20 protein-coding genes are annotated in these 26,741 nt (G+C 51.3%); 4 read left to right on the forward strand and 16 right to left on the reverse strand.

Translation table 11 applies throughout. The annotated features are described in order from the left end of the window. Positions 1-35: 35 nt before the first annotated feature. The 3 genes from Pla110_RS06175 to mutL form a co-directional block, all read right to left on the reverse strand. The gene (locus Pla110_RS06175; protein ID WP_197440538.1) at positions 36-707 is read right to left on the reverse strand and encodes a DUF3124 domain-containing protein; all 672 of its coding nucleotides are present in this window, start codon (positions 705-707) and stop codon (positions 36-38) included. A gap of 262 nt (positions 708-969) precedes the next feature. Beyond that, positions 970-3,411 carry a Tex family protein gene (locus Pla110_RS06180; RefSeq protein ID WP_144994278.1) on the reverse strand — a complete coding sequence of 814 codons (2,442 nt, stop codon included), beginning with the start codon at positions 3,409-3,411 and terminating at the stop codon, positions 970-972. 503 nt (positions 3,412-3,914) lie between these two features. Beyond that, positions 3,915-5,783, reverse strand: coding sequence for a DNA mismatch repair endonuclease MutL (gene mutL, locus Pla110_RS06185; protein ID WP_144994280.1), 1,869 nt, complete (start codon positions 5,781-5,783; stop codon positions 3,915-3,917). Positions 5,784-6,003: 220 nt separating this feature from the next. Here mutL and Pla110_RS06190 point away from each other — a divergent pair, with 220 nt between their 5' ends. Continuing rightward, positions 6,004-7,377: a glycerate kinase type-2 family protein gene (locus Pla110_RS06190; RefSeq protein ID WP_197440539.1), complete on the forward strand. Its 1,374-nt coding sequence runs from the start codon at positions 6,004-6,006 to the stop codon at positions 7,375-7,377. 29 nt (positions 7,378-7,406) lie between these two features. On the opposite strand, the gene Pla110_RS06195 is transcribed toward Pla110_RS06190, so the two are convergent. The 7 genes from Pla110_RS06195 to aroE all read right to left on the reverse strand — a co-directional run bounded on the left by Pla110_RS06195 (position 7,407) and on the right by aroE (position 15,279). Beyond that, entirely contained in the window at positions 7,407-8,897 is a 1,491-nt protein-coding gene (locus Pla110_RS06195; RefSeq protein ID WP_144994284.1) for an HD-GYP domain-containing protein, read from the reverse strand. Between the two features lie 319 nt (positions 8,898-9,216). Next, positions 9,217-10,176, reverse strand: a complete 960-nt coding sequence (locus tag Pla110_RS06200) for a DMT family transporter (RefSeq protein ID WP_144994286.1) — start codon at positions 10,174-10,176, stop codon at positions 9,217-9,219. A gap of 46 nt (positions 10,177-10,222) precedes the next feature. After that, the gene (gene hisA, locus Pla110_RS06205; RefSeq protein ID WP_144994288.1) at positions 10,223-10,963 is read right to left on the reverse strand and encodes a 1-(5-phosphoribosyl)-5-[(5-phosphoribosylamino)methylideneamino]imidazole-4-carboxamide isomerase; all 741 of its coding nucleotides are present in this window, start codon (positions 10,961-10,963) and stop codon (positions 10,223-10,225) included. Between the two features lie 87 nt (positions 10,964-11,050). Continuing rightward, positions 11,051-11,659 (reverse strand): imidazole glycerol phosphate synthase subunit HisH, encoded by a 609-nt coding sequence (hisH, locus tag Pla110_RS06210; RefSeq protein WP_144994290.1) that lies wholly within the window; start codon positions 11,657-11,659, stop codon positions 11,051-11,053. A 156-nt stretch (positions 11,660-11,815) separates the two neighbouring features. Then, complete coding sequence (locus Pla110_RS06215; protein WP_144994292.1) at positions 11,816-13,123, reverse strand: prepilin peptidase; 1,308 nt, start codon at positions 13,121-13,123, stop codon at positions 11,816-11,818. Further along, complete coding sequence (gene aroL, locus Pla110_RS06220; RefSeq protein ID WP_144994294.1) at positions 13,120-13,680, reverse strand: shikimate kinase AroL; 561 nt, start codon at positions 13,678-13,680, stop codon at positions 13,120-13,122. The genes Pla110_RS06215 and aroL overlap by 4 nt, the downstream gene beginning before the upstream one ends. 114 nt (positions 13,681-13,794) lie before the next feature. Then, positions 13,795-15,279, reverse strand: a complete 1,485-nt coding sequence (gene aroE, locus Pla110_RS06225) for a shikimate dehydrogenase (protein ID WP_144994296.1) — start codon at positions 15,277-15,279, stop codon at positions 13,795-13,797. Between the two features lie 443 nt (positions 15,280-15,722). Here aroE and Pla110_RS06230 point away from each other — a divergent pair, with 443 nt between their 5' ends. Next, positions 15,723-16,319 (forward strand): DUF447 domain-containing protein, encoded by a 597-nt coding sequence (locus Pla110_RS06230; protein WP_144994298.1) that lies wholly within the window; start codon positions 15,723-15,725, stop codon positions 16,317-16,319. A 19-nt stretch (positions 16,320-16,338) separates the two neighbouring features. After that, positions 16,339-17,379: a beta-ribofuranosylaminobenzene 5'-phosphate synthase family protein gene (locus tag Pla110_RS06235; protein ID WP_144994300.1), complete on the forward strand. Its 1,041-nt coding sequence runs from the start codon at positions 16,339-16,341 to the stop codon at positions 17,377-17,379. A gap of 668 nt (positions 17,380-18,047) precedes the next feature. Here Pla110_RS06235 and Pla110_RS06240 read toward each other — a convergent pair. Beyond that, positions 18,048-18,638: an RNA polymerase sigma factor gene (locus Pla110_RS06240; protein WP_144994302.1), complete on the reverse strand. Its 591-nt coding sequence runs from the start codon at positions 18,636-18,638 to the stop codon at positions 18,048-18,050. A gap of 272 nt (positions 18,639-18,910) precedes the next feature. Here Pla110_RS06240 and Pla110_RS06245 point away from each other — a divergent pair, with 272 nt between their 5' ends. Further along, complete coding sequence (locus tag Pla110_RS06245) at positions 18,911-19,663, forward strand: site-2 protease family protein (RefSeq protein WP_144994304.1); 753 nt, start codon at positions 18,911-18,913, stop codon at positions 19,661-19,663. A gap of 1 nt (position 19,664) precedes the next feature. Here Pla110_RS06245 and Pla110_RS06250 read toward each other — a convergent pair whose 3' ends face one another. From Pla110_RS06250 to larC, 5 genes are all read right to left on the reverse strand, one after another. Then, positions 19,665-20,288, reverse strand: a complete 624-nt coding sequence (locus tag Pla110_RS06250; RefSeq protein WP_144994306.1) for a hypothetical protein — start codon at positions 20,286-20,288, stop codon at positions 19,665-19,667. A 203-nt stretch (positions 20,289-20,491) separates the two neighbouring features. Continuing rightward, positions 20,492-20,707 carry a hypothetical protein gene (locus Pla110_RS06255; RefSeq protein WP_144994308.1) on the reverse strand — a complete coding sequence of 72 codons (216 nt, stop codon included), beginning with the start codon at positions 20,705-20,707 and terminating at the stop codon, positions 20,492-20,494. Between the two features lie 332 nt (positions 20,708-21,039). Next, positions 21,040-24,105 (reverse strand): BamA/OMP85 family outer membrane protein, encoded by a 3,066-nt coding sequence (locus Pla110_RS06260; RefSeq protein ID WP_144994310.1) that lies wholly within the window; start codon positions 24,103-24,105, stop codon positions 21,040-21,042. Positions 24,106-24,446: 341 nt separating this feature from the next. Next, complete coding sequence (locus Pla110_RS06265) at positions 24,447-24,881, reverse strand: hypothetical protein (RefSeq protein ID WP_144994312.1); 435 nt, start codon at positions 24,879-24,881, stop codon at positions 24,447-24,449. A 74-nt stretch (positions 24,882-24,955) separates the two neighbouring features. Further along, complete coding sequence (gene larC / locus Pla110_RS06270) at positions 24,956-26,257, reverse strand: nickel pincer cofactor biosynthesis protein LarC (RefSeq protein ID WP_144994314.1); 1,302 nt, start codon at positions 26,255-26,257, stop codon at positions 24,956-24,958. Positions 26,258-26,741: the final 484 nt, after the last annotated feature.

Here is a 26,741-nt window from a genome sequence, read left to right on the forward strand (position 1 = left end):
TCGAGATGACGATTCCTAAGGAGCGATTGCGAGTTTTATTCAGACTCGTTTTCGCTCTCGGTGGAAATCGGAGTTTCTGCCGAGGTTGCCTGTTCGGGAATGAGTTCCCCAATGATGGTTCCCCCCCGTGCGAATGAAATTCCCTGTTGCGAACTCGTGTCGATCATGACGGCTTCGATGACTGGTTGCGAGACGGTCTGATTAGCGACCCATTCGACCAGAAAGTTGGCTCCGCTGCCGCCTGAAGTGTCTTCGCGTTCGACCAGGATTTCTTTTGTGCCGAGTGCGGGAATCGAAAGAGGGTCGGCGAAGAACGACTTAACCACTTTTCCGGCCGTATCAAAGTAACGGACCGAGTTAACGATGATGGGGCTGTCGATACTCGTGTTACGAATACTGAGCGTAATCGTCACTAAATGGGGATCGCCCGAGTTGTGGTAGACGTGGGAATAAGCAGGCACGTAGACAAGCTGACCCGAAACCGGGTTGGAAATGTTGTAATGCCCTTTGACAGTCACCATTTCCGAAGCGGTCATCTCATCCGTAGGTCGGAAACGCAGCGTGTCCTGAAAGTTTTGCATCCGGTTGTCGAGATACCATGCATAAAATGCGAGTGGTGAAAGCAGAATGATGATCAGCACGACGATCAACAGGACGAATCGTTTCATAAACGAATCGACATCCTCGGGTTTGAACTGTTTGCTCATGACACTGATCTCGATGAAAGTCTGAATTCAAAAAGGCGAAGAGTTGGGTCTGCGCTGAAACAAGTCCTGACCTGTAACCGCGTCGGTGGCCTCGGTTGTAATACGCATCTTTATGTGTTTACAGAGTGATATGTATTCACAAGGCACGGTCAATTCAAGGGCAATTGACGCAATTGTGTCAGACTTACCGACAGTGACTGCGGAAAGATGGACTTCGGCAAGGCGTTCAGCCGCGATTCAAGTCAACGAAAGAAAGTGAGAGCTACTTGTCTTTCCAGAATGACTTGAGTTCATCAAATCCTCGCATGGGAGTTTGTCCCGATTTCACTTCTTCAGTTAGTTTAGGCAGCGGTTTTTTCGGCTTGTGAGTATTTCTCTGCGCCCGTGATTTCGCTGCTTTGGGTTTGTCGGTCGGTTTCTGTGCCGTCGAATTCGTTGAAGGGGCTGGCGTACCCTCTTTGGGTTTGGAGGGACGTTTTTTACGGCGACGTGGTTTCGGTTTGGTCGCAGGTTCTGCTACCGGTGCGGCGGGGTCAATTAAGGTCAACGAAACGCGGCGACGTTCCTGGTCGATGCCCATGACCCAACATCGAACCACATCACCTACAGCGACGACGTCGTGCGGGCTTTTAATGTATTGCTGACCCAACTGACTGATATGGATGAGTCCGCTGTCTTTCAAACCGATGTCAACAAAGACACCGAAGTCGACGACGTTGAGGACAGTTCCTCTCAACTCCATGCCTTCCTGAAGATCGCTCAAATTCAGGATACCACTTTTGAAGATCGGTCCCGCCATGTTTTGCCGAGGGTCCCGACCAGGCCGGCAGAGGTTTTCAATGATGTCTTTCAAGGTCGGCAACCCTGTTGCAAGCTCTCCCGCCAAGTCGTCGAGCGAAAGTTGAGACAGTTTTTCCTGCCGCTCTTTAACTGCTTCCGCAGTTGTCGAGAGAGAACTCGCATCCAACTCGACTTTCGCAAGCACTTTGCTGGCAGAGCCATAACTTTCAGGGTGAATCCAGGTTTGGTCCAGTGGTTCGGGGCCATTAGGGATTTTGAGAAAACCTGCCGCTTGAGTGAAGGTCGCTTCGCCGAGTCCGGCGATTTCTCGTAGCTGAGCACGGTTGTTAAATGGACCGTTCTTTTCTCGCCATTCGATCATGCGACGGGCAATCAACTGGTTTAATCCAGAGACGTGCCGCAGCAGCGAAAAGCTGGCTGTATTCAAATCGACGCCGACATAATTGACACACGATTCAACAACTTCATCGAGAGAATCCCGCAGGGAGCGAACGGACAGATCGTGCTGATACATGCCCACGCCAATGTGCTGTGGATCAATCTTGACGAGTTCACTGAGAGGGTCGAGCAAACGGCGTCCGATCGAAATCGTACCACGAACAGTCGCGTCCTCTTTGGGGAACTCTTCCCGGGCAACGTTACTTGTGGAATAAATGCTCGCGCCCGCTTCGTTGACAATCACATAGCGGACATCGGGTGTCTTCTCGCTGATCATCTCGGAGATCAACTCTTCGGTCTCGCGGCAGGCGGTCCCGTTTCCAACGGCAATCAGTTTCACATCATGTTCATTCAGAATTTCTACCAGCTTGTCACGGTTTGCGGCCCGTTTTTCTTCGGAGCCGGTAACGTACATCACGTCGTGACGCAGGCAGTTTCCATGTTCATCAAGCACGGCCAGTTTGCAGCCCGTTCGGAAGCCTGGGTCGACAGCCAGTACTTTCTCGCCGCGGACAGGTGGTTGCAGTAAAAGGTTGCGCAGGTTCTGAGCGAAAACATCAACAGCATGGTCTTCCGCTTTCTCAGTCAGCTCCCGGCGGACTTCCCGTTCGAGACTGGGATGAATTAATCGAGTAATGCAGTCGACCAGGCATCCTTCCATGAATTCCTTGAATCGATGCTGGTCTAGTGCCAGATGCTCTCGTGCCTGTCGGAGAACTGACTCGCCATCCCAATTAAATTTCACGCGGAGGAAATTCGATTTCTCGCCCCGGTTGATTGCCAGAATTCGATGGGCGGGGATTTTTGAGACGAGTTCTTTGTAATCAAAGTAATCCCGGAACGCTTGCGCTTTCTCGCTTGGTTCGCCAATCACAGTGACAACCATCTCGCCCGTTTTCCAGGCGATTCGCCGACAACTGTGCCGGAGGTCGGGTTGTTCGCTGATGCCTTCTGCCAGGAGATCGGAAACTCCCTGTAGGACCGTCTCCAGATCGGGAAGCTCTTGGGCTGGATCGACGTAAGCCTGCGCGGCTGCGTTTAAGTCCGTAAGTTCTTCGGATTGTTTGCGGACCAGTTCCGCCAGCGGCTCCAATCCGCGTTCACGAGCCTGGGCAGCGCGGGATCGGCGTTTGGGTCGATAGGGAAGGTAGAGGTCTTCAAGCCGCTTCAGACTGTCCGCTTGTTGTATGGATTTTTTTAATTCGTCAGTCAGTTTTCCCTGAGAATCGATCAGCCGCACAATGGTCTCGGCTCGTTCCAAAAGTTGACGAGCAGAATTAACGGCTTGAGCAACGGCGCGAATCTGTTGTTCGTCCAGATTGCCCGTCTGTTCTTTTCGATAACGCGTGATGAAGGGGACCGTATTGCCTTCGTCGAGTAGTTCGGTTACTCGAGTAACCTGTTCTACTTTTAAGTCCAGGGTTTGCGCTATTCTGGTAAAGTCCGGGGTGGCTGAATCGACCATGCGGTTTCACATTTCAGGGGAGAGATAATCTCGGGGTAGCTATCTGTGCGATCGACAGACATGTCTCGAAGGAAAAACCCCGAGAACGATAACAAAATCATTATGGAACAAGTTGAACGGTTTGGCAGGTGGAATACGAGGGCATCGATTTATTAGTGATTATCGAGAACCGGGTAGCCCAGGAAGAATGCACTGCAGTCTTGCATCTGTATTCTGAATTGGGGGCCGTTGTAATTTGTAATCGTCTATCTTAAGAAGTTTTGTAGAGAAGGGAATACGAAGAGTCACCCTGCTAATAGATCTCAGCAAGTGAATTTATTTTCAGGGGGGTATCTATCGTAGCGTATCAAAGTCCAGGAAACAAATTGACCTGTCCGAAAAACTTGTCTCGGTATGACAATTACAGAGAGTCGTGAGCATGCGAAGAGTTCAGTAAATGGGAGGGAATTAAAGGCTCAAAATGACTCATCAAGTACTCTCGAACGCATTCCCGGCTCGGCACTCTAACCCAGTCGTCCAAATTGCTTATCAAGATCAGCTCGGGATAAAGTCAGCGCCGTCGGGCGACCGTGTGGGCAATGGTGTGTGTCATGAAATAGATGTCGTTGCTCCAGCAAACTTCCGATTTCTTCAGGCTTCAGGCGTTGTCCCGCTTTAATGGCAGCTCGGCAGGACATGGTGTGCAACAGATGATCGATCAGATCGCGGCGATCCGGTTTTTTTCCGGGGCGATCAAGTTCTTCGGTCACGTCATGAATTAAGTGAGTCATGTCCGCTTTTGCCAGCATGACCGGGTAGCGGTCAAGCAGGACCGTGTTCTTGCCAAAATCAGCAATACCGAATCCGAGTTGCGTCAGTACATCCTGATTGTCGAGCAGGACTTCGACCTCGCGATTGCTCATTTCAATCGGTAGCGGTACCAGCAATTTCTGAGACTCAACTGCTGAGTTTAAAGTTCGCTCGCGGAATTGTTCATACAGAATTCGTTCATGCAGGGCATGTTGATCGATGATCGTCATCCCTTTTTCCGTTTCCGTAATCAGATAACAGTCCAGAACCTGAATCGCTTTCCCCAACCCCGGAATAGAAACGGCTTCCGAAGGAGGTAGTTCCGCATGAGAAAGGGCACCGACCTGGGTCGTTGGCTGTGAACCCCCTTCGGTTGGGAACGGTTTGAATGGGGCCGAGGAAGGATCGGTGCGTTCCAGAACAGCGGCAAGTTCGGAGGGAGAGTAAGAATGTCCCTGGCTTGGTTGAGGTTTCCATGATTGAACTTGCTCGTTTGCCCAGTTCATCAGTTGTTCCCGCGTCTCGTTCTGCTCCGCTTCCGTAGCTGCTGCCGCATGTTGACTGTTTTGCGGCAGGCTCATGTTGGAGTTCATATCGATTGAGAGAAACTTTGTGCGCAACGTCGACAGGAGCAGGCGGTACAACTGCTGGCTGTCTTCGAAGCGAACTTCTGTCTTGGTGGGATGCACGTTGACATCAACCGTCTCAGGGGGGATCTCTAGATAGAGGAAGGAGACAGGATGACGACCCACCATGAGCAAACCCCGGTATGCCTCGCCGAGAGCATGTTGCAGCGAGCGATCCTGAATCCAGCGGTTGTTCAGAAAGAGATACTGTAACTTTCGATTCGAGCGACTCAGGCTGGGATGTCCGACGTAGCCCCATAACCGACAGGGGCCTGCTTCAGCTTCAATCCAGATTAGTTTGTCCGTCAGTTCTTTTCCGTGCAGCATGTGAATTCGATCGAGCAGATTTTCGCTGGCAGGAAGTTCGTAGATCGTTTTTCCGTTGTGACGCAGAACCGCGTGCAACCGTGGGTTGGCGAGAGCGATTCGGCTGAACTGTTCGCTGATGTGTCCGAACTCGGTGCCGAGCGATTTCAGAAATTTCCGCCGTACGGGAGTATTTCCAAACAGCTGGGTGATTTCCATACGCGTGCCGACCGGGCAACCACACGGTTTGACTTCGCCGATTGCTCCGCTGCGAACTTCGATTTCGCGACCAGTATCCGCATCGGGTTGTCGGCTGCGAATATGCAATCGACTGACCGAAGCAATGGACGCGACCGCCTCACCACGAAAGCCCATTGTATGAATATGGAAAAGATCATCAGCATCTTTGATCTTGCTGGTGGCGTGGCTGGAGATAGCCAGGAGCATATCGTCAGGGTGAATTCCCTCCCCGTTGTCGACAATCCGGATGAGTTCGCTGCCCCCTTTGACGATCTCAACTTCTATGCGCGTCGCCAGCGCATCAAGGCTGTTTTCCATCAGCTCTTTCACGATACTCGCGGGGCGTTCAATCACTTCACCGGCCGCGATTTTATTGACGACATGCGCGTCTAGCTGATTAATACGGGGCATAACTCCATTTGCCTGTTCGGGGAGAGTCTCAAATATTCTGACGTGGACATCTACTAGCAGTGACAGCGAAACTGGACCGCTGAGTCAATCAAATTCCTGCCTGCATTATAACAGATCGGGTTGCCGATTTCTTCTCTCGATAGGAATCGTTATTCTGAGAGATCAGAACAGAAATAGTCCTCGACGACATTATCACCAAAACGTAATGGAATTATCACTAATGAAAACAGGTTCAGCACTCCGGGAAGACGCTCTGGCGATTTGGGAGGCAGGCGTCGCGGCGGTCGATTCTGCACGCCTCGTGCGGGGAAACTTGGAGTGTACGACAGATAAGTTAGCCATCGCAGGTGAAGAGTTTTCACTCGCGGAGGTGGATCGAGTGATTGTGGTTGGGACGGGAAAAGCAGGGGCCGGTATGGCGGGTGCCGTTGAAGAATGCCTGGAGCCGATTCTGGGGGATCGGCTCAGCGGATGGGTCAATGTTCCTGCTGATTGTGTTCGCCCTCTCAAACGAATTCATCTGTACGCTGCGCGACCTGCCGGAGTCAACGAACCGACGGAAGAAGGTGTCGCCGGAGCACAGGAAATTCTCAAACGAGTTCGATCGGCGACGGAGCGGGATTTAGTTCTGGTTCTCATTTCGGGAGGAGGCTCGGCATTATTGCCTGCTCCTGTTTCGGGGATCTCGCTGGCTGATAAACAGGACGTGACCCGATTCCTGGCTTCGGCAGGAGCACCCATTGAAGAACTGAATCAGGTGCGGCGGACACTCTCCGAAATTAAGGGAGGAGGTCTCGCCCGAGCAGCGAAAAGAGCAAAGACGATTGTCTCGTTAATCATCTCGGATGTCATTGGAGATCCGCTCGATGTCATCGCCTCTGGTCCCACGGTGGAAACGTATGACTCATCGCAACAGGCGTTGACAATCCTTGAAAAGAGAACTTCATCAGAGCGACACCCTCCTTCCGCCGTGATCAATTGGTTGCGTGTATCAGATCAGCAACACGTCTCGGATGATCCATTTCCAAGTCAGGTTCGTAATGTATTAATAGGAACGAATCAAGTGGCACTGCAAGCGGCGGAGCAAGAGGCCACCGCACGCGGGTATCGAGTCATCTCAGCAGGTTCTAAAAATGCCGGTGAAGCTTCCGAAATGGGAGTCAGCATGATGCAGGAACTTTTCCGACAACGGGATGCGAATGCAGGCGATAATAATCCTGTTTGCTATCTCAGTGGCGGCGAACCAACGGTCACTTTGAAACCCAGTAAAGAACCCAGCGAAGAGCCCCGTAAGGGGGGGCGCAATCAGGAACTTGTGCTGGCCGGTTTAGCATGGGCACTGGAGAAGGATTTGCAGCGGATCGTGTTACTCTCGGGAGGAACCGATGGAGAAGATGGTCCCACTGATGCCGCCGGAGGTTATGTTGACGAAGAAGTTCGCCAGCAGACGATTCAATTGAAGCTCGACCCGCAGGAGTATCTCGCTATGCATAATTCCTACCCATTCCTGGAAGAAACGGGCGGACTTCTAAAGACGGGGCCTACGCACACCAACGTGATGGACTTGCGAGTCGGGTTAGTTGCCCAGCCTTGATTTGAGGTATAGAGATTGCGTTGACGATTCTAGAAATCGAGTTCATCAAGAATGGATGAAAGTTCATCGTCGAGAAACGACATCGTAGCCGATGTGTGCGCATGGTTGTTCGCGCTGCCGAACAGTTCATCATTGTCGGGCAAGGCTTCTCGTACAATCGGGCCGCGAGAAAGCGGGCCTTCTTCAGGGAATGTGGGAATGGGCGATTCCGAGATAGCACGGACGACAAAAATGTCATTCCGGGTACTCAAATCGATTATTTCTTTCGTGTTGACAGGATCATCACGCCACCAGGATTCGCAGATGGGGGTCAAGTAGTTCTCTCGGTTGCTCCGCAGCACGCGGCCAATTCGAGAGTCGCTTAATTCCACCAGAGAACCAATTGGAAAGATCGAAACCGTGTACAACAGGGCTCGAACCACTTCACGATCAAAGCTTCCCGCGCGAACCTGATATAGGATTTGTTCAATGGCCTGATAAGGTAATGTTCCTGCTTCGGAGTCCCTTTTCTCAGACATCAATTCGATATAGGTATCGGCGACAGCGGCTATTTTGGAAAGATAATGAATCTGAGGACTTGTCCTACCATTCGGGTAGCCAGTTCCGTTACAGCGTTCGTGAATCTGGTAAGCAATCAGGCAGGAACTTCCGGGCATATCCGGCCATTTTGTTAAAATGTCCATTGAGTAGCCGGGGTGTTTTGACAGTTCGAGTTGGTCGAGTCTGGAAAGCGGTATTGATGATTGGACTAATTTCGGATTCAGCCGCATTGTTCCGACATCGTGCAGAAAGCATCCCATCGCCAATTCATGCAATTCCTGCTGGTTCAATCCAAGGATGGTGCCCATCGCCACGGCCAGCATGCTGGACTGGTATCCCTGTTTCCAAGGGCCGGTGAATTTGCGTGACGTCAAATTTGTGTTCAGGAAAAGGTCGATGTCATTCTGGATATGTTCGAAAGAACCGCCGATTAACTCGTGACAGGTTCGCGAATGATTAATCTGGCTGTGATTGATTTCATGGAAGATCTGTTCGCTGACGCGTAAGTTCTGCGAAAATTGGCGTTTAATATGAGAGGCGAGTACTGGATCGTACTGCACTGCTTCCATTCGAGGCACTTTATGAATAAACGATTCAGGAACAGCACCCCAGCGGCTGCCTGGCTTGCGCGAATCGAATGCATTCGTCGACTTCTTCGGTTCTAATTTTGCCTTGGGCCGAGCTTCAAAATGTCGACTGGCGTTTTCTTGTTCTTCAACCGAGTGATCGACTTGCGACTCGATGGTCGTCAGATTCATCAGCTCTTGCGGAGCGACTCGAACCTCTTTAATGCCCTTTTTCTTGAGCTGAACGACCAGACTTTCGGTCAGGGTTGTTCCCGCAGCCAGTAACAGTTTTGGAGGCGCACTGGTTGCGTCGAAGACGGGGGAAAAGAGCATCGCTCCCATTCGCAGATCCGCGAGGGGAAACTTGGCGAGATAGGAACTGGCGTCACTCCTGGTTGCGGTCGTGTTCGGCATGACGAATTGGAATCTGTATTCACGAGAGGTGAGGAGAGGTGCCGCGCAGAGTTTCTGATTATGAACCGGCCCGGTGGGTTCGGTTGAGAATCGGAAATTCAAACGGAACTGGAATTAACTGTTGGGACAGCTATAGAAGTCCCGAGACCGAATCCAAGGGCTCGGGTTCCAGCGTAAACCTAGATCGTCAATGACTGTCAGGCAAAAATGCGACAGTAGAATCAAATACAGAATAGAAAAAAAAGACAGTCTGTTCCGATTGTAGGGTTTGCTTGCAATGCTCCAGGGAAGATCATTTACAATACGTGAAGCCGCAAGCTCATTTTGGGAGAAGAGCGCGCATGGCCCGGTATTCAAGGCAATAGCGGAGAAGTAAACCTGCCAGAATAAAACTCCCTCCCCAGACGTCTCGTGCCATGACGGGGATGCTCCAGAGTAACCAGACGAATAACGGATTCAGGATCGGCTCGATCAGGACCAGTAGCGAAGCTTCGCCCGCCGTTACTCGTTTTAATCCAAACCCGAAAAGCACATACGGCAAGCCGAGTTGTAAAATACCCATGGCGATCGCCAGGTACCAATGAATGGCATCAGGAGCGGTTGCCCCCGTGAAGAAATTAATGCTGAGTAACCAGGGAAGAACCACCAGGCCACTGATCAAGTTGTTCATGCAGGCGAGATAATAAGGATTATGATTCCGCAACTGTCGCAATGTCACCACCACTCCGGCATAGGCGACACCGCTGATCAGCGCGAGCAGGTTTCCAATGAGATGCTCAGGACGCATGTCCCAGAAAACGAACAGGACAATTCCGAATGCAATCGGAATCAACCCGATTCGATGCGCGCGGGAGAAGGGTTCTTTCAGAAAAACGAGACTCATCAGGGGAGCCCAGATCGCGCTGGTGCATTGCAGGAAAATCGCAGCTGCCGCCGTGGTGTAAGACATTGCCGTGATAAAGGTGATGTTCATCACGGCAAACGAGAGAACCATCCAGAGCATGGGCCGTTCCCAGGTGAACCGGCCGCGCAAGGCGAATGGTAACAGAAACAACCCGGCGAACATGGCTCGGAAACAGGCCAGAAACAGTCCCCGTTCATCCGTTGGCATATCGGCAAAAGCAGGCGATTTGACGAAAGCACCGCTGGTGCTCCACATCAACGAAGTCAACAGTATAAAGCTGATCCCGATCCAGCGAGGTTCAGTCGAGAGTGGAGTTTTAAGTGGGCCAGTCGAAGCAGGCTGTTTCGCCGAGGAGGAATTCATTGGACTTGGCATGTATTCTCTTCCCACCCGGCACAGCGAGCGAACCTGAAATTGGCCACTATTGACGACTCAGCGCGATTGCTTCTTTCAGATCGAGGCTACCTTCGTAGATCGCCCGGCCGGTAATGACGCCGATCAAATTGGAATTCTGTTCGTACAATTTTTTTAGATTGGCGATGTCTTCTATAGTGGTCACGCCACCGGAAGCGATCACAGGCAGACCGAGTTCACAGAGGGCCAGCATATCGTCCAGGGTTTGCTGGTCGATTCCCTGCATCATACCGTCGTTGGCGATGTTAGTATAAATGACTGCGCCCAAGTCGACTCCTACATACAGTTTGGCAAGTTCCAGTGCGGATGTTTCGGAAGTCTCCAGCCAACCGGCGGTTGCGACCATCGAATCCCGGGCATCCAGACCCAGAGCTATTCTGCCCGGGTATTTGGAAATCATTTCTCTGAACCACTCTGGTTCTTTAAGCGCCTGGGTACCAATGATAGCGCGTTCGACACCAATGTCTTCCAGTACAAGCTTTACTCCTGCTTCATCCCGCAGACCTCCGCCAAGTTCGCAGGGAATATCGACTGCTTTCACAATTTTGCGAATCGGTTCAATGTTCACTGGTTTCCCGGCTTTCGCTCCATCCAAGTCGACCAGGTGCAACCAGTCGGCTCCCATTCCGGCCCACTGTTTTGCCATCTCGGCGGGATCATCGCCGAAGATCGTTTCCTGATTGTAATCTCCCTGGCGTAAACGGACGCATTTACCATCACGGATATCAATGGCGGGATAGATTTGCATAGTTCTATTTTCTGATTCAGGGAGTAGTAGATAAGGGTTGGTACATGTTAAGGTCGGAACAAGGATGCGCGGTGATGTTTAGTGCCATCAAAGATTATTGAAGTTCTCCAGTAATTTCAGGCCGACGAGTTGGCTTTTTTCCGGGTGGAACTGAGTGGCGAACAGGTTGCCGCGATGTACCATCGAGCAGAAGGGGCGGATGTACTCGGTTCGGGTGGCGATGTCCGATTCTTCCGCCGGGGCAACATAATAACTGTGAACAAAATAGAAGTGCGCGTCTGCCGGAATACCTTTAAGTAGCGGATTTTCCGTTGGGGTCAGTTCGAGGTCGTTCCAGCCCATGTGAGGGATTTTATAGCCAGGCTCGTCGGGAAAGCGGACGACTTCTCCGGGTAGAACACTCAGCCCTTCGAATTCTCCACCCTCGTAACTTTTTTCAAACAGGAGTTGCAGGCCGAGGCAGATTCCCAGAAAAGGTTTATTTGCGGCAATGTGCTGTTTGATCGGATCGATCATTTCCTGTTTGCCCAGTTCGGCAATCGCATCACGGAAGGCACCGACTCCCGGCAGTACCAGTTTATCGGCACTCGATATCTCCTCGGCCCGACCGCAGATTTCGACTTCGGCACCGATTTTCTCGAACGCTTTCTGAACGCTCCGCAAGTTTCCCATTCCGTAATCGACGATTTTGATCATCAGGCCAATAATTCTTTGCTGTATGGTAAATGACTGAGTATTAAATGTGTTTAACAGGCGATGTCTGAATTCAATCGAGACAAGAGGGGTTGAATTAAAACGGATTCTCACAGGAGCAGGACAATCGACCGCTTCACCGGGTTCGGCCAGCGGTGGTCACTTCCAGTGATGTCCCCGTTTCCATTGTTCGTAGTGAAGTCGCCCGCGGCCCGATTCTGTTCCCGGCCAGCGAGTATTCTGATCGGAGTGCCACTTCCCTTGATTCTGGTCGACCTGCTCGCCCTCAAAATAGTGAAGTTGATCGGCCGATGTCCATTCCCCGGCTGTGATTTCTTCCTCCAGTGGAATTCCAAACGCCATTTTGGTCAATTGAATCATTTGCAGCAGCAATGCCATCGAGGCGAACATGACCACACCGAGAATCGGAACCAGAATTCCCATCTGGAAAAACTCTTCCATTCCAGGCCATATATACTGCCAACCGAACAACAGCACAACCGTCCCCAAGGCAAGGTAGGGCCCGTAAGGAATCGCGGCTTCTCCGTGAAAGATACGGACGAACAACGCCATTCCCGCACCACAGAAGGGGGCGAGAAAGAAGACGACTACGCTTGCCTGCCAGCCGATGAAACTTCCGATCATGGCCATCAGAATCACGTCACCGAATCCCATCGCTTCGCGACGAAGTACCCAGCCACCGATGATGCGTACACCCCACACGATCGCACCACCGACCGCCCATCCGACCAGACTGGTGATTAAGCCGGGCAGGGAGGAGTCTGAACGGATCCAATCTGGTATTGCGGCGCCATGCAACCAGGGATCCATCCACAGGGGGAGAAATTCGGCCCAGAGATTGAGTGTGTCCGGGCTCTGAAACCAGACGGGAAACAGATATGCCCGCTGCAACATCCAACCACCAAGGACCCCGAAGATCATCGCGGGGACCGTACAACCATCGGGAATAATCTGCCAGTCGAAGTCGATGAAAGTTGCGACAACCAAGGCTTCGATCATTACGATCAGGTAGAGATACCACAGGTGCAACCAGAAAGCAGGGGTTAGGTATTCGAGCTTAGTTGCCTCTGGAAGACTAAAACCCCAGGGAGAAGAATATAGTCCCGAGGACATAATATCTTCCCCCGCTCCGCTGGGAATCATAAACCAATACAGTCCCGCGACCAGTAAGCCGTTCAGAATTTCAACGAATGCTTCCCGCTTCGGTTTCTTACGCAGAGAGCCAGATACCAGCCCTCCGGCGATAGGAATGTTTTCTTTCCTCCAGAACCGACGTGAAGACTGTTTATATATTGTAGTTCCCGGACAGACTGCTTTCAGTTGGTCCAGTAATTGTTCATGTCGCCAGAACTGGTCGATACACAAATTCAAAAATCGTCCCAGTACTGCGCCCATTAGAAACAGCACAGGCAGCAGGAAACCCATCGGTAATCCAAACAATGTCACGAGAGGTTTCCCTTATCCTGTTCTGAGTGTTTGTGCTGCTGTTGCTCTGTAATCACTTGTTCGATTTTACGGGCGATCTGTTCGGGAGACGATGCCGCCGCATCGATGATCACTGTCGCCGTCTCCCGGTAGAGCGGTTCCCGCTGTTCTAAAACTTCCGCGACTTCAGCACTGATCGACTTTCCTGTCAGGCTCGGACGCTGTGACTGGCTGAGGGCATCGGCTTCGATCCGTTCCGCCAACGTTTCCGCTGGAGCGTTCAACCAGACGACTGGCCCGGATGCTTGCATATCCGTACGAGTTTGTTCGTTTAGGATCGCGCCTCCACCAGAGGCTAAAATGAGTTGATCCTGTTGTAATAATTGGTGAATGGTTTCTCGTTCCCGCTGGCGGAAGCCTGGCTCTCCTTCAGTATCAAAAATCTCTTTGATTGATTGACCGGCATTCTGTTCGATCACGACATCCGCATCGATCCAATCCCAACCGAGACGTTCGGCCAGTAATCGCGCAACCGATGTTTTGCCGCATCCGCGATATCCGATCAACGTGATAACCAAGGCTGATGATATCCCGAAAAGAGTTGGACTAGTAAAATGGATCTGGGTAACTGCGAGAGTGGAACGCCAATCTCGCCTTATTACAGAAGTGAAAGGTCATTACAGAAGTGAAAATCAATTGATTGCAGAAATACTTTTCCGAAGTGCCTCGCGCATGCTCTCCAATGGTGCTTCGCTCTGGGTAAAACGTTCGTATTGCAGAGCCGCCTGCCGCACAAACATCTCCAAGCCAGAGGCGGTATGGCAGTTGTGATTGCGAGCGTCTTTCAAGAGCAGGGTGTTTTCCGGATTGTAAATCGTATCGAAGACCAGCATGCCATCCCTAAGCCAGTGTGAATTAAAAGGAGTTTCATCCATATGGGGGAACATACCGATGGGTGTGCAGTTGACAAGAATATCAGCCGTTTGTGCTCCCCGGTTTTCCCAGGTGACGTGCCGACAGCCCAATTCCTGCGCGAGATGCTCGCCTCGTTTGTTAGTCCTGTTGGTGATCGTTACTGCACAACCAGCTTTGATCAAACCATGAGTAATGGCGCGGGAAACACCCCCGGCTCCTAATACTAAAGCGGTTTTTCCTTGCAGGTTGGTATCCCCTTTTCCTTCGGCCAGGCCCTGTCGAATCGTAGCCAGGGCGGCATCATAATCGGTGTTGGACGCACGCCAGCGATTGGAGGCGTCCCGGTACCACGTGTTCGCGGCACCGACAGTCTTGCAGGTCTCGTCCGGGAAGTCACAGTATTCAACACAGGCCTCTTTGTGGGGAATGGTGATGCTGTATCCCTGGATTTGCAACCATTCAAAAGCTCGCAACGTATCGAGTAAGTCGTCCGATGGGATTCGAAAAGGAACATAAACATTGTTCAGCTTTTCATGCTCGAATGCAGCATTATGAATGAGGGGGCTCTTACTATGTGCAATCGGATCGCCGATGACGGCAAAGACTTTTGTGCCAAAGTTGATTTTGTCGTAGCGGTAAACATTCTTCATTTCTTTGAATGAAATCTGCCCCGGTGCGAGTTCGCGGTCTTCGCTGAAACTGGCATAAGTGAATGGGGAACCGTACTTCGCGCACAAGATCCGACTCGCCGTACCAAATTCTCCCATACAGAATCCCACGGTGGGAACGGGAGCGGCGGCGACGAGTTTTAAAACACGAACAATATCGGCCGGAGTATTGGCCATCGTCACCAGCTTGACGATATCCGGATCGAGTCGACACATCCGCTGATGGATCTCTTCAAGGTCTTCGGGAGTCTCTTCGAAATTGTGGTGACTGACAATTCGTTTCGTTTTACCATACCGGGGAATACTGCCAGCGATGTCGTCTTCCAGATCGATGTAATCGACTTCCGCGACAATCGCGGCCCGCAGGATCGCCTGACGTTGTTCTTCCGTACCGCGCCAGCGGCCGTAATCGACGGTGCGTCGGCAGGTCGCGACAATGGGAGTCGGGCGATCGGCAAGCAACCGAGTGAGATCAGGCTCTTTGCCAAGCCAGTCCAGGCGATACTCCACCAGCTCCGCTCCTTGCTCGGCGAGCTGCTGGTGTTCGGCGATCATCTTTTTATGTCGGGTCCGACCGATACTAACGCAAATCATGGTGCTTCATTACCTGCTTCCGATCGTTTTTGGTCGGGAAACAGAAACTTTCTTAATCTAGCTGAATCGAATTCGGGCTATCCAGGTTCTGAAGTAGCTGGATGTCGATCTCTATACGGACGACGTTAACATGAACGTCGTATTGAATGACTTATTTTGACTCTTTTCCATCTTCGGACGGAGAGCCGCAGGTGAGGATTTTAGAATTCACATTGTAAGAAGGAAACCGGGATAAAACACCTCACAAACCGGATTCCTGTAGAGCGGAACAGCAATTCAGCCCAGCGGGAGCAGGCAGAGGAGTCGGTTACAGCACGACTGAGAGATGACTGGGGAGGTTCGGCTCGTTACACTGGCAGAATGACCCCTGTTCAGACATTCCGGTGCGTTTCCTTCCGGATAAACTGTTCGTTCTTCACACTGAATATAGGCGACCGTTAACCATGATTCTCGAAGGGATCGTCACCACCCAGAATGAGTCCGACGAAGTGAACGTCGCTGCCATGGGGCCGATTATTGGTGAGGGCTTCCAATCGTTGTTACTCCGTCCCTTTCAATCGACGCTGACATACCAGAATTTGAAGGTTCAACCAGCGGGCGTCTTTCATATTGTTGACGATGTCGAATTGCTGGTGCGTGCAGCGCTGAATCTGTTTGAAAATCCTCCCGAACTCCTTCCCGCCGAGCAGATTCGGGGATCGATACTGGCCGGGAGTTGTCGCTGGTATGAATTTCAAGTTCGGGAACTGGACGACAGCCGCGATCGGACGGAGATTCAGGTTGACATTGTGCATACCGGTGAGCGACGACATTTCCTCGGTTTCAATCGTGCGAAACATGCCGTCATTGAATATGCCATTCTCGCCTCGCGGCTGTTCATGTTGCAAGAAGAAGAAGTCTTTGCGAAGTATCAGGAATTCCTGACGATACTGGAGAAGACCGGGGGACCACAGGAATCGCTGGCGTTTGAGTTGGTGACTGATTATGTGATAAAACAGTGGCCCCATTTCCAGCAAGCAATAGCCTCTTCTCGGACTTAATCGCTCAAGATCGACCCCTATGTCCCCATTGCCCCTAAGTACACCGAATATCCCTCCGGCGCTGACCTTGAAAACTGGTTCTCGACTGCATTTTGGACCGCTGTCGTATCGACCACAGTCGGGACGACATTTCGGTGGGTGCGGCCTCATGATTTCCGAACCCGGAATCGAAATTCGCGTTCAGGTAGCAACCGAAGATGAAGTCACTGTGCGGAAAGTGACTGAAATCGACGATGGCGCTGGCTTAGATGTTCCGGGCGATATGCCGACTCGCGTAATCCGATTCGTCACTCGATTTCGCGAATACTTTCAGGATCAGTTTTCAGTTCCTCCGACAAAGATCGAAGTACGGCAGGCCATTGCCTCGCATGTGGGGCTGGGATCAGGAACGCAACTCGCCTTGGCAGTGGGGCAGTCGCTCGCCATTCTCTCCGGTCAGTCCGGATTAACGGTGCAGGAAATCGCCCGAGCCATGGGCCGCGGAGCCCGGTCGGCGATTGGGATCAATGGTTTTCAGCGCGGCGGTTTGTTTGTTGACGGCGGTAAACGAACATCCAATGAACTCGGAACGCCGATCACTCGGTTGGAATTGCCAAACGAATGGTATTTTCTCATTGTCCGTCCTCTTTCCGTTTCGGGACTTCATGGAGAGGAAGAAAAAGCGGCTTTTGATCAACTGGGACCAATGCCCGAATCGACCACGGCGCGCTTGTGCCAGACATTGGTGATGGACCTGCTCCCCTCCATTGTCAGCGAAGATTATCCCGCGGCCAGCGAGGCGTTGTATACTTATGGTGCGCTGGCGGGAGAATTCTTCGCGCCACTGCAGGGAGGGATTTTTGCCAGTCCGCAGATGAATAAACTGGCGACCCTGTTACAGAGTGAGCAAATTCGAGGCGTCGGACAATCCTCGTGGGGACCGACCTTGTTCGCCCTCATGCCGAACCGCGAGACCGCCGAACTCTGGAGAGATCGTCTGCGGAAGGAAGATGTTGGGCAAGGCGTCCTGATTCAAATAGGGGAACCCCTCCAGCATGGTGCTGTCCTTGAATTCGAGTGATCGATCAGGGGCTCTCAATTTGCCTGCTTCACCTGGCCCAATTTCACCTGGTAATGTGCGGCTTTCCACCTCCCGCGGCATGGTCTCGTGGCATTTCAAACAACTTTGAATCAGTTGTTCTGCCGACAATGAGTTGGATTCCAATGATGCCAGTTGTTCGATTTCGGATTTGTCCTGAGCCAACCACAAACATTTCTCTTTGGCGAGAACAGGCACTAAGTTGGCTTGATTCTCTGGGGCGGAATTGGACATCAGCGCCAGTGTAAACCGCCCTCCAACCAGAAAGCAGGCGACCAGCAAGAGCAGGGTGACCGCTGGAAAGGCGCGGCTCCGTTGACGCGGCAGGATGTGGACGCCGGGCGACACAGAACTGGGCCGTAACTGTTGAGCGGCATCGTCCGCGATGCGGATCACTTCTTCCGCCTTGGTGGACAGTGAAGTGGGGTCGAAGTCACCCGAGAACGCGAAATCTTCCGGGTTGATTACATAGGAAGAGGATTCGGTTTCGGTATCCGTCTGCTGCAACGATTCGAGAGCAGGTGCGAGAACATCCTGCATCTGGCGACAGCGCGGGCAGAAACGAAGATGCTGTTCCAATTCGACAGATTCACTTCGCAGTGAATTTGTTCCGGCGGGACGAGTCATGGCTTCGAAGGCTTGGTCGCAGTTCATACCTCGCCCTCCTCAACTGTCTGGAGAATATCGGCCAGTTTAATGAGCCCTGTTTTGACGCGTCTCTTGGCGCCACTCAAGCTGCAATTCATAGTTCGTGAAATCTCTTCGTAAGGAAGCTCACCATAAAACCGGAGTCGGATGGCATCGGCCTGCGGTTCGGGAAGTTGTGTCAACGACTGGATGATCTGCTGACGTCGTTCCTGCAATAATAATAACGTGAGTCCATTTTCCTCGGTGATCGTTCCGGGAAAAGAAGCATTTGCAAAAAGGTTCTGGTCAACATACTGAATAGGCTTCTGACGCCATTGTCGTTTTAGTTCCCGCCGGCAAAGGTTCAACAGGATAGTCCAGACCCAGGTGCTGAAAGAAAACTCGGAGTTATAACTTTCACGAGAACCGTAGACAGCAATAAATGTTTCCTGAACAACATCTTCCGCTGCCTGTCGGTGAAGTAGCTTACTCCAGGCGACGCGGAACAGAGGTTGATAATACCGCTGCATCAGCATTTCCAACCGACCTTTTTGACCGGCGCACAATTCCGCCATCAATTCCGCGTCGGTGATCTCTTGATTGTAAACATCCATGGGAATCGTCAGTGAAGCATGTAGGGGGAAAGGGAGCGAGAGCTAATACAGGGAATATTTCATCTACTCCGGGCGAAAGCCTCCTCTTCGCGGAAGACTTTCCATTGTCGGTGAGAAAAATGCCGCTTTCAACACCGATATCCGAATTTTCGGCCTCACCTCTCAAGATTTCAGAACGGATTAACCGTGAAAGACTCTATTCTAAGGATGAACTTTGCTAGAATAACGTCCCAACTTCTGTATTGATCTGAACTTAATTCAACGAATGCACAATGCCCAAAATCATGGGCAACGAGATAGAAGAGAGCTCCATGTTCGGCCGTTTCGGACCTACTCCATTTGATATTCGTTTTCAATTAATAGGTATCCCCGTAATTGTGCATCCCGCTTTCTGGTTACTGGCGGCGATGTTCTCCTGGCGAGAACAACGGCTCGATCTCACGATGGTGGGGATGATCTGCATCTTTGTTTCCATTCTCGTTCATGAAATGGGACATGCCATCCTGCAGAGAAAATGGGGAGAGGTCCTGGACATTCAGCTGCATCTCTTCGGAGGAGCTGCTTCGTTTATTCCCGGACCGGGATACACTCCTTTGCGATCGATTCTCGTTTCGCTGGCGGGGCCTGCTTTCGGATTTATCCTGGCCGGCATTGCTTTGCTCGTTCAATGGGGGGCTCCCCGGATCGATCCGATTTATGAGTTTCTCATCAGTGATCAGCGTTATGAGCAGTACTTTATGGTCTCCACCAGTATCCTCATCTTTCTGAACATCGTCTGGGGCATCTTCAACTTACTTCCGCTCCCTCCGTTGGATGGGGGGCATGTCTCCATGGACGTCTGCAAGCTGATCTCTCGCAGAAACGGTGAGATCTGGGCGTATCGCATCGCGATCGTGACGGCCGGGTTGGTGATTCTCTACATCGCCAAATTCGCACCCCATTATCGATTGGTGGTCCTCTGGTGCCTGCTGCTTGGATATCAGAACTGGCAAGCGCTCAATCAACGAACGGGAAAAAACTGGTAGTTCAGCGAATCGGTTCGATGGTGACGCCGGGAGAGTCTTTGAACGCTTCCTGAAGTTCTTCCGTTGCAAGTCTGAGATCATCGGCATGCTGTTGTGCCTGAGTTGATTCCACATCGTTTTCCGAAGAAGAAAGTCCCTGACGGTCTAACCAGCGGGGATCGACTTCCAGACCTTCTATCCAGGTGACATACCAAATGCCATCCTGATAACGTTCCAGGTGGATATCGGGTTTCATCTGATAACCATTCTGCTCAATGATGACGTTGATCAGCATGGTCGGTTCCACATGCTCTTTCAGCATCTTCGGATCAACGATTCCCGTATTCAGCAAATAAGCGAGTGAATCTTCCGGACCGGTTTTTAAAGAGTGATGGATCTCAATTCGGTATTCGTCCGGCTTTTGAGTTTCTTTAAATGCTGGGCCTGTCAGTTCCTGTTCGGCTCTCTCTCGCAGTTCGGGATGGGTGAATTGCAGAATCTTCTGTTTGTCACATTGCATCACGGCGTCGACATAACCCAGCGCGACCGATTTGGTTTCGCGGTGATCTATCCACTTATTCAGTCCCATCCACACCAGCATGACACCCACTGCCAGCAAAGGGAGCATCCAATTTCGCCGTGACATGTCTTTCGTCTCCGGTGGATAGGAACAGGAACTGGAACGTATCGTAAAAGTGATGTCGTGACCAAACGAAAATCCGCTCGTAGCAGACTAGGAAAGTCGCCGCGAGCGGAGGGTGTATTTCAGATTTAGAGACTCGAGATACAAACTGCCTGCTTCAAGTTGACCGATGAAAAGTCATACAGCAGGTTAAGTCGAATTCGAGTTCAGGCTCCGGGCCGCATGTTTGAACAAGCGGACAAGATCTCGTAGAGATCGGCAGAGACCTTCACTGTGTCTTCATCCCAGTCTCGCAGCCAGGTGCGATCCAGGCGAGCGGCGTCAATCATGATCTGCCGGAACTCTCGCAAAGGAATTTTGACTTGAGGCTCTTCGTATTGAGGTTCATCCTCACCGGTAAAAATCTTCAGACGTGGTCGCATCAGCTATCCTTTTCTGATGAAGCAAAGTCTTCTGGGGGGAATACAGTTCGATGTTAATCAGGAACTGATCTTTGTAGATAATGGGAAATGTTCTTTTCCGGAAAGTCCCGGTGTCGAAGAGAGAACACTTCCTATTCTTTATCGAACTGCAACCAACAAAAACTTGATCAGAAATTCAGATTGGTGAAGAAAAAGGACTAACCAGCGACAAGAGATTTTAATTCAACCAGAATGCAAAAAGACGGGTTAAGCTTGCGCGGATACGAAAGGAAAATGTCGTAATGACGTCCGGTTCAGACGGCTAGCTAGCCGCGATTCTGAGAGACGCTGACTTAACGGGTGAAACCGACATAGAAACTGAAGATTCGTTTGTCGTCGAAGTCTTCCTGGATAATCGGATACGCCCAGTCGAAGGCCAGAGGCACAGGGCCCATTGCCGGGACAGTCACACGTAAACCACCCCCGATGCTCATACGAAAGGCGTCGAAGGCGACATCGTCTTCTACCGTACCAAAGTCGGAGAAGGCGACTGCCTGGACTGTTTCGTTGGCCATCAGTGGGAAAATGTATTCAACTGAACCAAGAGCGAGGAACTCACCCCCAGTGTTAACGCCATCAGTGACGGGGCCCACGCCGCGGAATGAGAAACCACGGAAGGTTTGAAAACCACCGGCAAAGAACTGTTCGAAAATTGGTGTGTCACTACCTGTCCAGCCCAACTGGCCTGCGAGGGAGATAATGTGACGTCCACCACCGTCTGGACGGTTGAAGACGGTAAAGTACTGGCTCGCTTCGAGGCCAACTTTAGGATAACTGTAGTCGCCGAAAGCCTGTTCATAGTTGGCTTCGATGATATGTCCTTCGCCCGGCATGAATGGAGCATCGCGTGTATCGTGTGTTACTGCCCCTTTGACGGTTGTTAGCAGGCTGCTACCCAGTGCATCGGTCAGTTCCTGTGGTGTAGGAATACTGGGGTCATCGATTTCAATGTCTTCCAGGCGGAATGATCCTGAGACGGTCCATTCAGGAGTCAACTGTTTTCCCAGAGTGAATCGACCACCGGTTCGCTGTTCATCCCAGTCGGGATAGAATCGCGTGAAGTAAAAGGCACTCACGCCGAAACTGTATTCGGTATCCATGAAGTAAGGATCGGACCAGGAGGCGGTATAACGACCGATTTCAGAACCAGGTACGGCTTCCAGTCGGAATTTCTGTCCAGCACCACGCCAGGCTGTTCCGTTGATGATATCCTGAAACGACGTGGGTGGACGCCACAGGTCGAAGTTTTGTTCTTCGAGCACAATATTACCCGCGACACCGGAGTCAGAGTTCACACCGACCCCAAACATGAATCGACCTGTACGAGCTTCTGTCAGATCGGCTCGAATATCCAATTGTCCGGTAGGAGGAGGGCCGCCCAGCGGATCTCCCTGAGGGTTTCCACCATAAATGGGATTGTACGGATTCGTAAACTGGCTTTCTTCCACATTCGGATCGACCACAGGAGGAAACGGATTGTCGGGGCTCTGACCACGGAAAAGCATGTCGACCTGTCTCTCCAGGCCCACGTTCCGTTCGGGATTCCCATTATTGGTTGAAGCGAAACGCTCATCCATATTGACGAACTGTCCCGGGTGAAGCACCTGTTGAGAAACTGTCGCGGGAATTCCACTGTGTCCGAAATCAGCGACCGCAGATTTCGTGTTCGTGTTGCTAACCATTCTGTTATCAACAGTCTCGAACGAAGTCGTCTGGAAAGACGAGTTATTAAACCGAGCGATTTCACGTTGAGTCGCGTCTAACTCGATCGCGGTTGGTTGTTGATAATTGTTCGGTTGTGGACGTCGTTGATAGTACGACTGATCCTGTTGTTGAGTCGGCTGTGCGGGCGCTGCCTGGTTCGGCCGAGAATTCTCATCGTAGATGAAATTCTTTTCGCCAGACTGTCCGCGGAATAGTTGCGGATTCAGAATACCACCATCGGCAGGGGTCACGGCGTGCACGGTGATCTTAGGAGCAGAAGCCCCGCTACGCTCAAAAATCTGGGAACCGCCGAGTCGACTTTCCGCGAGCTTAATCATCCGTGGATTTGCTTTGTCACCCGGCTGAATCACCATACGGTTCAGGGCGACAGTCTCTTTAGTGTGAGGATAGTCGCCGAGGATGCGAACGTCGATATTGCGGATCGTGTAGATTATGTCTTCATCAATATTGTAGAGCAAATCGGCTTCACCGGGAGTTTCCAGAAAGACCGGAGAGGCTTCGACCTTCGCGAAGAATCGACCTTGTTCTCCATATTTCGCTTTAAGTTTGCGAATGTCGTCACCAAGAATTCGGGCGTTGAAGAATTCAGAGGCACCCAACTCCATTTCTTCGGCAAGTTCCTCTTCATTGAAGACTTCGTTGCCTCGGATGATGCGATTACGAATCTTGTATCGCTTGCCCTCTTTGATCGTGTAGTGCAGATAGACTGCGGACTTGTCTTCGTTGAATTCAATACGATGATCGATTCCGACGTCAAAATATCCGTAGTTGGTGTAGTACTGAGTTAAGGCATTCAAGTCGTTCTGGATGCTGGATGGGTCATAGAGACCGCCGAATTTCCAGAGGATCGCCCGTTTCGTACTGAGATGGGTTTTGAGTACGCCATCTACGACGAATTCGTTTCCTTCGAAGTAGACTTTTTGAACTCGCGTTTTTTTGCCTTCGACGATCTCGAAAATGACATCACGCTGTTCGGGCTGGTCTCCACTGATCAGTTTGACTTTGGCGAAGAAGTAGCCTTTTTCTTTGTAATAATTCTGCAATCGCTGTACTGATTCCTGGTTGGCGCTCACGTCGTACGGGCTGCCTGCACGGAGACCAGTAATCTCGGCCAGCACTTTGTCTTTGAGTTTGTCGTTACCACGATATTCAATTTTGTCCACAATCGGGCGTTCTTTGACGACGAAGGTCAGAATCAGGCCCTTGTCGGTTCGTTGCAGTTTCGTGGAGACACTGAAAAACCAGCGTGTCTGGTAGAGCCGTTGAATATCTTCCCGCAGCATCTTCTGCGATGGGTTGCGATCGATCTGTGTCATCACTTTACGCAAAATGGCGCTCTCGGGAATGGTGACATTCCCTTCGACATTGATACTGATCACGGGTTGATCGAGTTTGTCGGTATAGGCCCGATTGGAAACCTTGCCGAGATTCTGCTCCGTTCGATCTTTGAGCGGTACGGCACTCGATCCGGAAGCTCCCGGACTCTGCGCGCAAGCGGGAACTGCAAATAAAGCAGAGAGCAGACAAATTGTGAAAACCAGGCAGGCTACTGGGAAAAATCGAACACGAGAAAAACGCACGGTCCGATTCGTCAGCAGTTTGCGAAACCCGGTGTCGTCCTTGACACCTATCATCGGTTTATCAATTCGCTCCTGGAAACGATATATGGTCAGTAGGCAATGATCAATAAGAGAGAGAGTCTTCGAAAAAGTGGTTTCAATCGAAAAGGGCTTCCTGCCTAAGTCGTTTTGAAATCACTCTTTTGCCCCCTCTTCTGCATGGAAAATAACAGGCAGATCGATGGGGTAGGCGGTACAGATATCCGATATCCAAAAACAGGGCAAGCCGAGTTTTGGCCCTCATGGAAAGAGAGTTTCCTCTTTGTAAAATTGACTTTAAATCGAAGACAGGTTGAGAAACGAAGGGGGGGCGATCAGTCAAGAGACGCATTTCGAAACACGTCATCACCGTCGATTTATCCCGCTTTTTTAAGAGACTCAGGCAAGTCGGCGAGATGAGTCGCTTCCGTCTTGGAAAAGCCAGCGTCTTCCATCAGTTCAGTAAATCGATCTACCGGAGGAGAGTCTGTTTTCGTGGGTGCCTGGATACGAGCGACTTCGCCGTTGAGACGCTGGATTTCCTGATCCGCCAGTTCCAGCAACTGTTCCAGTTGCAGAACGCGGGTTTGAACTTTCGCGTCGACCATCCGTTCAAAGTCGTGCAATTTGACATGCAGGCGGTTGAGTTCATTCCGCTGTGCATTATCGAGAGCGATGATTTCCCGCTGAGATTCAGCATACGCATTGGACCTGTTGCGGCTGGAACGCTTGCGCCAGGTTCGGCGTTGTATGATGTAGGCCGCCAGGAGAATAAATCCTCCGAGGGCGACATGTTCTAATCCATTGAACATGAGCCTGTCCCTGTATTCAATATCAGCTGCAACGAGTTGCCGGAGAAAGTCACCGGCAGGAGTTTGTTTTGTGATTATCCATGGTCGTGGTCGTGGTCGTGGTCGTGGTCGTGGTCGTGGTCGTGATCGTGATCGTGATCGTGATCGTGATCGTGATCGTGATCGTGATCGTGATCGTGAGGCGCAGCGGTGGATTGTACTGGTGATTGAGATTGTGAAAAGGCGAATTCTGCAGCCCGGTAGACTTCACGTAGCGGCACACTGGCCGATTCGGCTACTTGAGAGCAAGAATCGAACTCGGGTGTAAAGATCGCAGGTTCGCCATTTCTCCAACCCAGCTTGCCTTGGACGTCACCCCACAAGGTGCTGACAGTATGCGGTTGGCGGGCCCGTTTGGACCTTTCTACCTGGTGTCGCCGAATTCCAAACGTCCCTGTTTCGGAGAACAGAATATCTTCCAGCTCAGCTGCTTTTTCTGGCATCGCCAGCACAGTTAAAACGACCGCGGGGCGATCTTTTTTCATCGAAATCGAAGTCGTAAAGACATCAAGAGCACCCGCTTGCATCAATTTCTGACGGGTATGCCCAATGATTTCTCCGGAAACGTCATCCAAGTTGGTTTCCAGTACGGTGATAAAATCGTGTTCGGGCTGAACGACCGCCTCGCCAATAAACATTCGGAGCAGATTGGCTCGTTGAGGGAAGGTCATGGTTCCGGCGCCGTAACCGACTGCTTCGATCGTCATCGCGGGCAGGGCACCAAATCGGTCGACGATCGTTTTGACAATTGCTGCGCCTGTCGGGGTCGTCAGCTCCGCCTCGATGGGAACATCAACCAGCGGAATTCCGCGAAGAATTTCAGCTGTGCCGGGCGTGGGAACAGTGCAGATTCCATGATCAATTTTCACCTGTCCTTGTCCCGGGGGCAGGGGGCTGCAGACCACTTGATCGAGTCCAAGCAGGTCAAATCCGATGGCAGCACCGACAATGTCGACGATTGAATCGATCGCGCCGACCTCGTGAAAGTGGATTTTATCGAGCGTCGAACCATGGACGTGGGCTTCGGCTTCGGCCACGACTCGAAAAATGGAGCGAGCCAATTCTTTCTGTGCTGGACTGATCGCATCCGCCCGGTCCAGTATTTCATGGATATCGCTCAAATGGCGGTGAGCATGCTGCTCTGGGTGTTTGATTCGGATCGAAGTCGCCCGAAAGCCCCCTTTAACGACGGTCTCGGTCAGTAACTCGACGCCGGGTAATTGCAAAGAGGCAATGCCGCGACCGAGTTTATCAATAGGGACCCCGACGTCAATCAGGGCTCCCAAAGTCATGTCGCCACTGATGCCGGTGGAACAATCGAGGTACGCAATTTTCATCAAAACGGTCCGAATTGAACAAAGTCTGAAAGGTGCTGGGTAAATCCAACTCTCCCATCAGTTTATGCATTGATATCACGGAAACCAAGCCGCTTCGATACAGAATGGTTTAAGCATCCGTTAAGAATTGAAGAGATTGGCGAAATTCGGGGCGTGATTGAATTCAGCGATCAATAGTGAGGATGCAGGCATTGAGAAGGAAAAGGTTGGTGGAATGCCGCGCTCGCGGGCGAGATCGAGCGGGCTAAATTCCACGTAGCGTGATTACCTGTCCGAAAATTGACTCTTGCCTCATTAACTCGAATTGAAATTGAGCAGATGATGAAGCAATAGATCGCCGAGCAATTAACAGATGTTTGATGCACCGGCAACTTGTGATTAGATTGAGTTTAGTGAGTTTTACAGAGAAAGGATATTAGTTCGGACGAGCTGTAGAGAGGATTTTCTGGACGTGAATTTGTATTCAGCTATTTTGAGTGTTCTA

The organism is Polystyrenella longa (assembly GCF_007750395.1).
Taxonomy (GTDB): Bacteria; Planctomycetota; Planctomycetia; order Planctomycetales; family Planctomycetaceae; genus Polystyrenella; species Polystyrenella longa.

What these genes read in the sequence shown, in the direction of transcription:
- Pla110_RS06175 (WP_197440538.1), bottom strand. Translation starts at nt 707, where the DNA reads ATGAGCAAACAGTTCAAACCCGAGGATGTCGATTCGTTTATGAAACGA.
- Pla110_RS06180 (WP_144994278.1), bottom strand. Translation starts at nt 3,411, where the DNA reads ATGGTCGATTCAGCCACCCCGGACTTTACCAGAATAGCGCAAACCCTG.
- mutL (WP_144994280.1), bottom strand. Translation starts at nt 5,783, where the DNA reads ATGCCCCGTATTAATCAGCTAGACGCGCATGTCGTCAATAAAATCGCG.
- Pla110_RS06190 (WP_197440539.1), top strand. Translation starts at nt 6,004, where the DNA reads ATGAAAACAGGTTCAGCACTCCGGGAAGACGCTCTGGCGATTTGGGAG.
- Pla110_RS06195 (WP_144994284.1), bottom strand. Translation starts at nt 8,897, where the DNA reads ATGCCGAACACGACCGCAACCAGGAGTGACGCCAGTTCCTATCTCGCC.
- Pla110_RS06200 (WP_144994286.1), bottom strand. Translation starts at nt 10,176, where the DNA reads ATGCCAAGTCCAATGAATTCCTCCTCGGCGAAACAGCCTGCTTCGACT.
- hisA (WP_144994288.1), bottom strand. Translation starts at nt 10,963, where the DNA reads ATGCAAATCTATCCCGCCATTGATATCCGTGATGGTAAATGCGTCCGT.
- hisH (WP_144994290.1), bottom strand. Translation starts at nt 11,659, where the DNA reads ATGATCAAAATCGTCGATTACGGAATGGGAAACTTGCGGAGCGTTCAG.
- aroE (WP_144994296.1), bottom strand. Translation starts at nt 15,279, where the DNA reads ATGATTTGCGTTAGTATCGGTCGGACCCGACATAAAAAGATGATCGCC.
- Pla110_RS06230 (WP_144994298.1), top strand. Translation starts at nt 15,723, where the DNA reads ATGATTCTCGAAGGGATCGTCACCACCCAGAATGAGTCCGACGAAGTG.
- Pla110_RS06235 (WP_144994300.1), top strand. Translation starts at nt 16,339, where the DNA reads ATGTCCCCATTGCCCCTAAGTACACCGAATATCCCTCCGGCGCTGACC.
- Pla110_RS06240 (WP_144994302.1), bottom strand. Translation starts at nt 18,638, where the DNA reads ATGGATGTTTACAATCAAGAGATCACCGACGCGGAATTGATGGCGGAA.
- Pla110_RS06245 (WP_144994304.1), top strand. Translation starts at nt 18,911, where the DNA reads ATGCCCAAAATCATGGGCAACGAGATAGAAGAGAGCTCCATGTTCGGC.
- Pla110_RS06250 (WP_144994306.1), bottom strand. Translation starts at nt 20,288, where the DNA reads ATGTCACGGCGAAATTGGATGCTCCCTTTGCTGGCAGTGGGTGTCATG.
- Pla110_RS06255 (WP_144994308.1), bottom strand. Translation starts at nt 20,707, where the DNA reads ATGCGACCACGTCTGAAGATTTTTACCGGTGAGGATGAACCTCAATAC.
- Pla110_RS06260 (WP_144994310.1), bottom strand. Translation starts at nt 24,105, where the DNA reads ATGATAGGTGTCAAGGACGACACCGGGTTTCGCAAACTGCTGACGAAT.
- Pla110_RS06265 (WP_144994312.1), bottom strand. Translation starts at nt 24,881, where the DNA reads ATGTTCAATGGATTAGAACATGTCGCCCTCGGAGGATTTATTCTCCTG.
- larC (WP_144994314.1), bottom strand. Translation starts at nt 26,257, where the DNA reads ATGAAAATTGCGTACCTCGATTGTTCCACCGGCATCAGTGGCGACATG.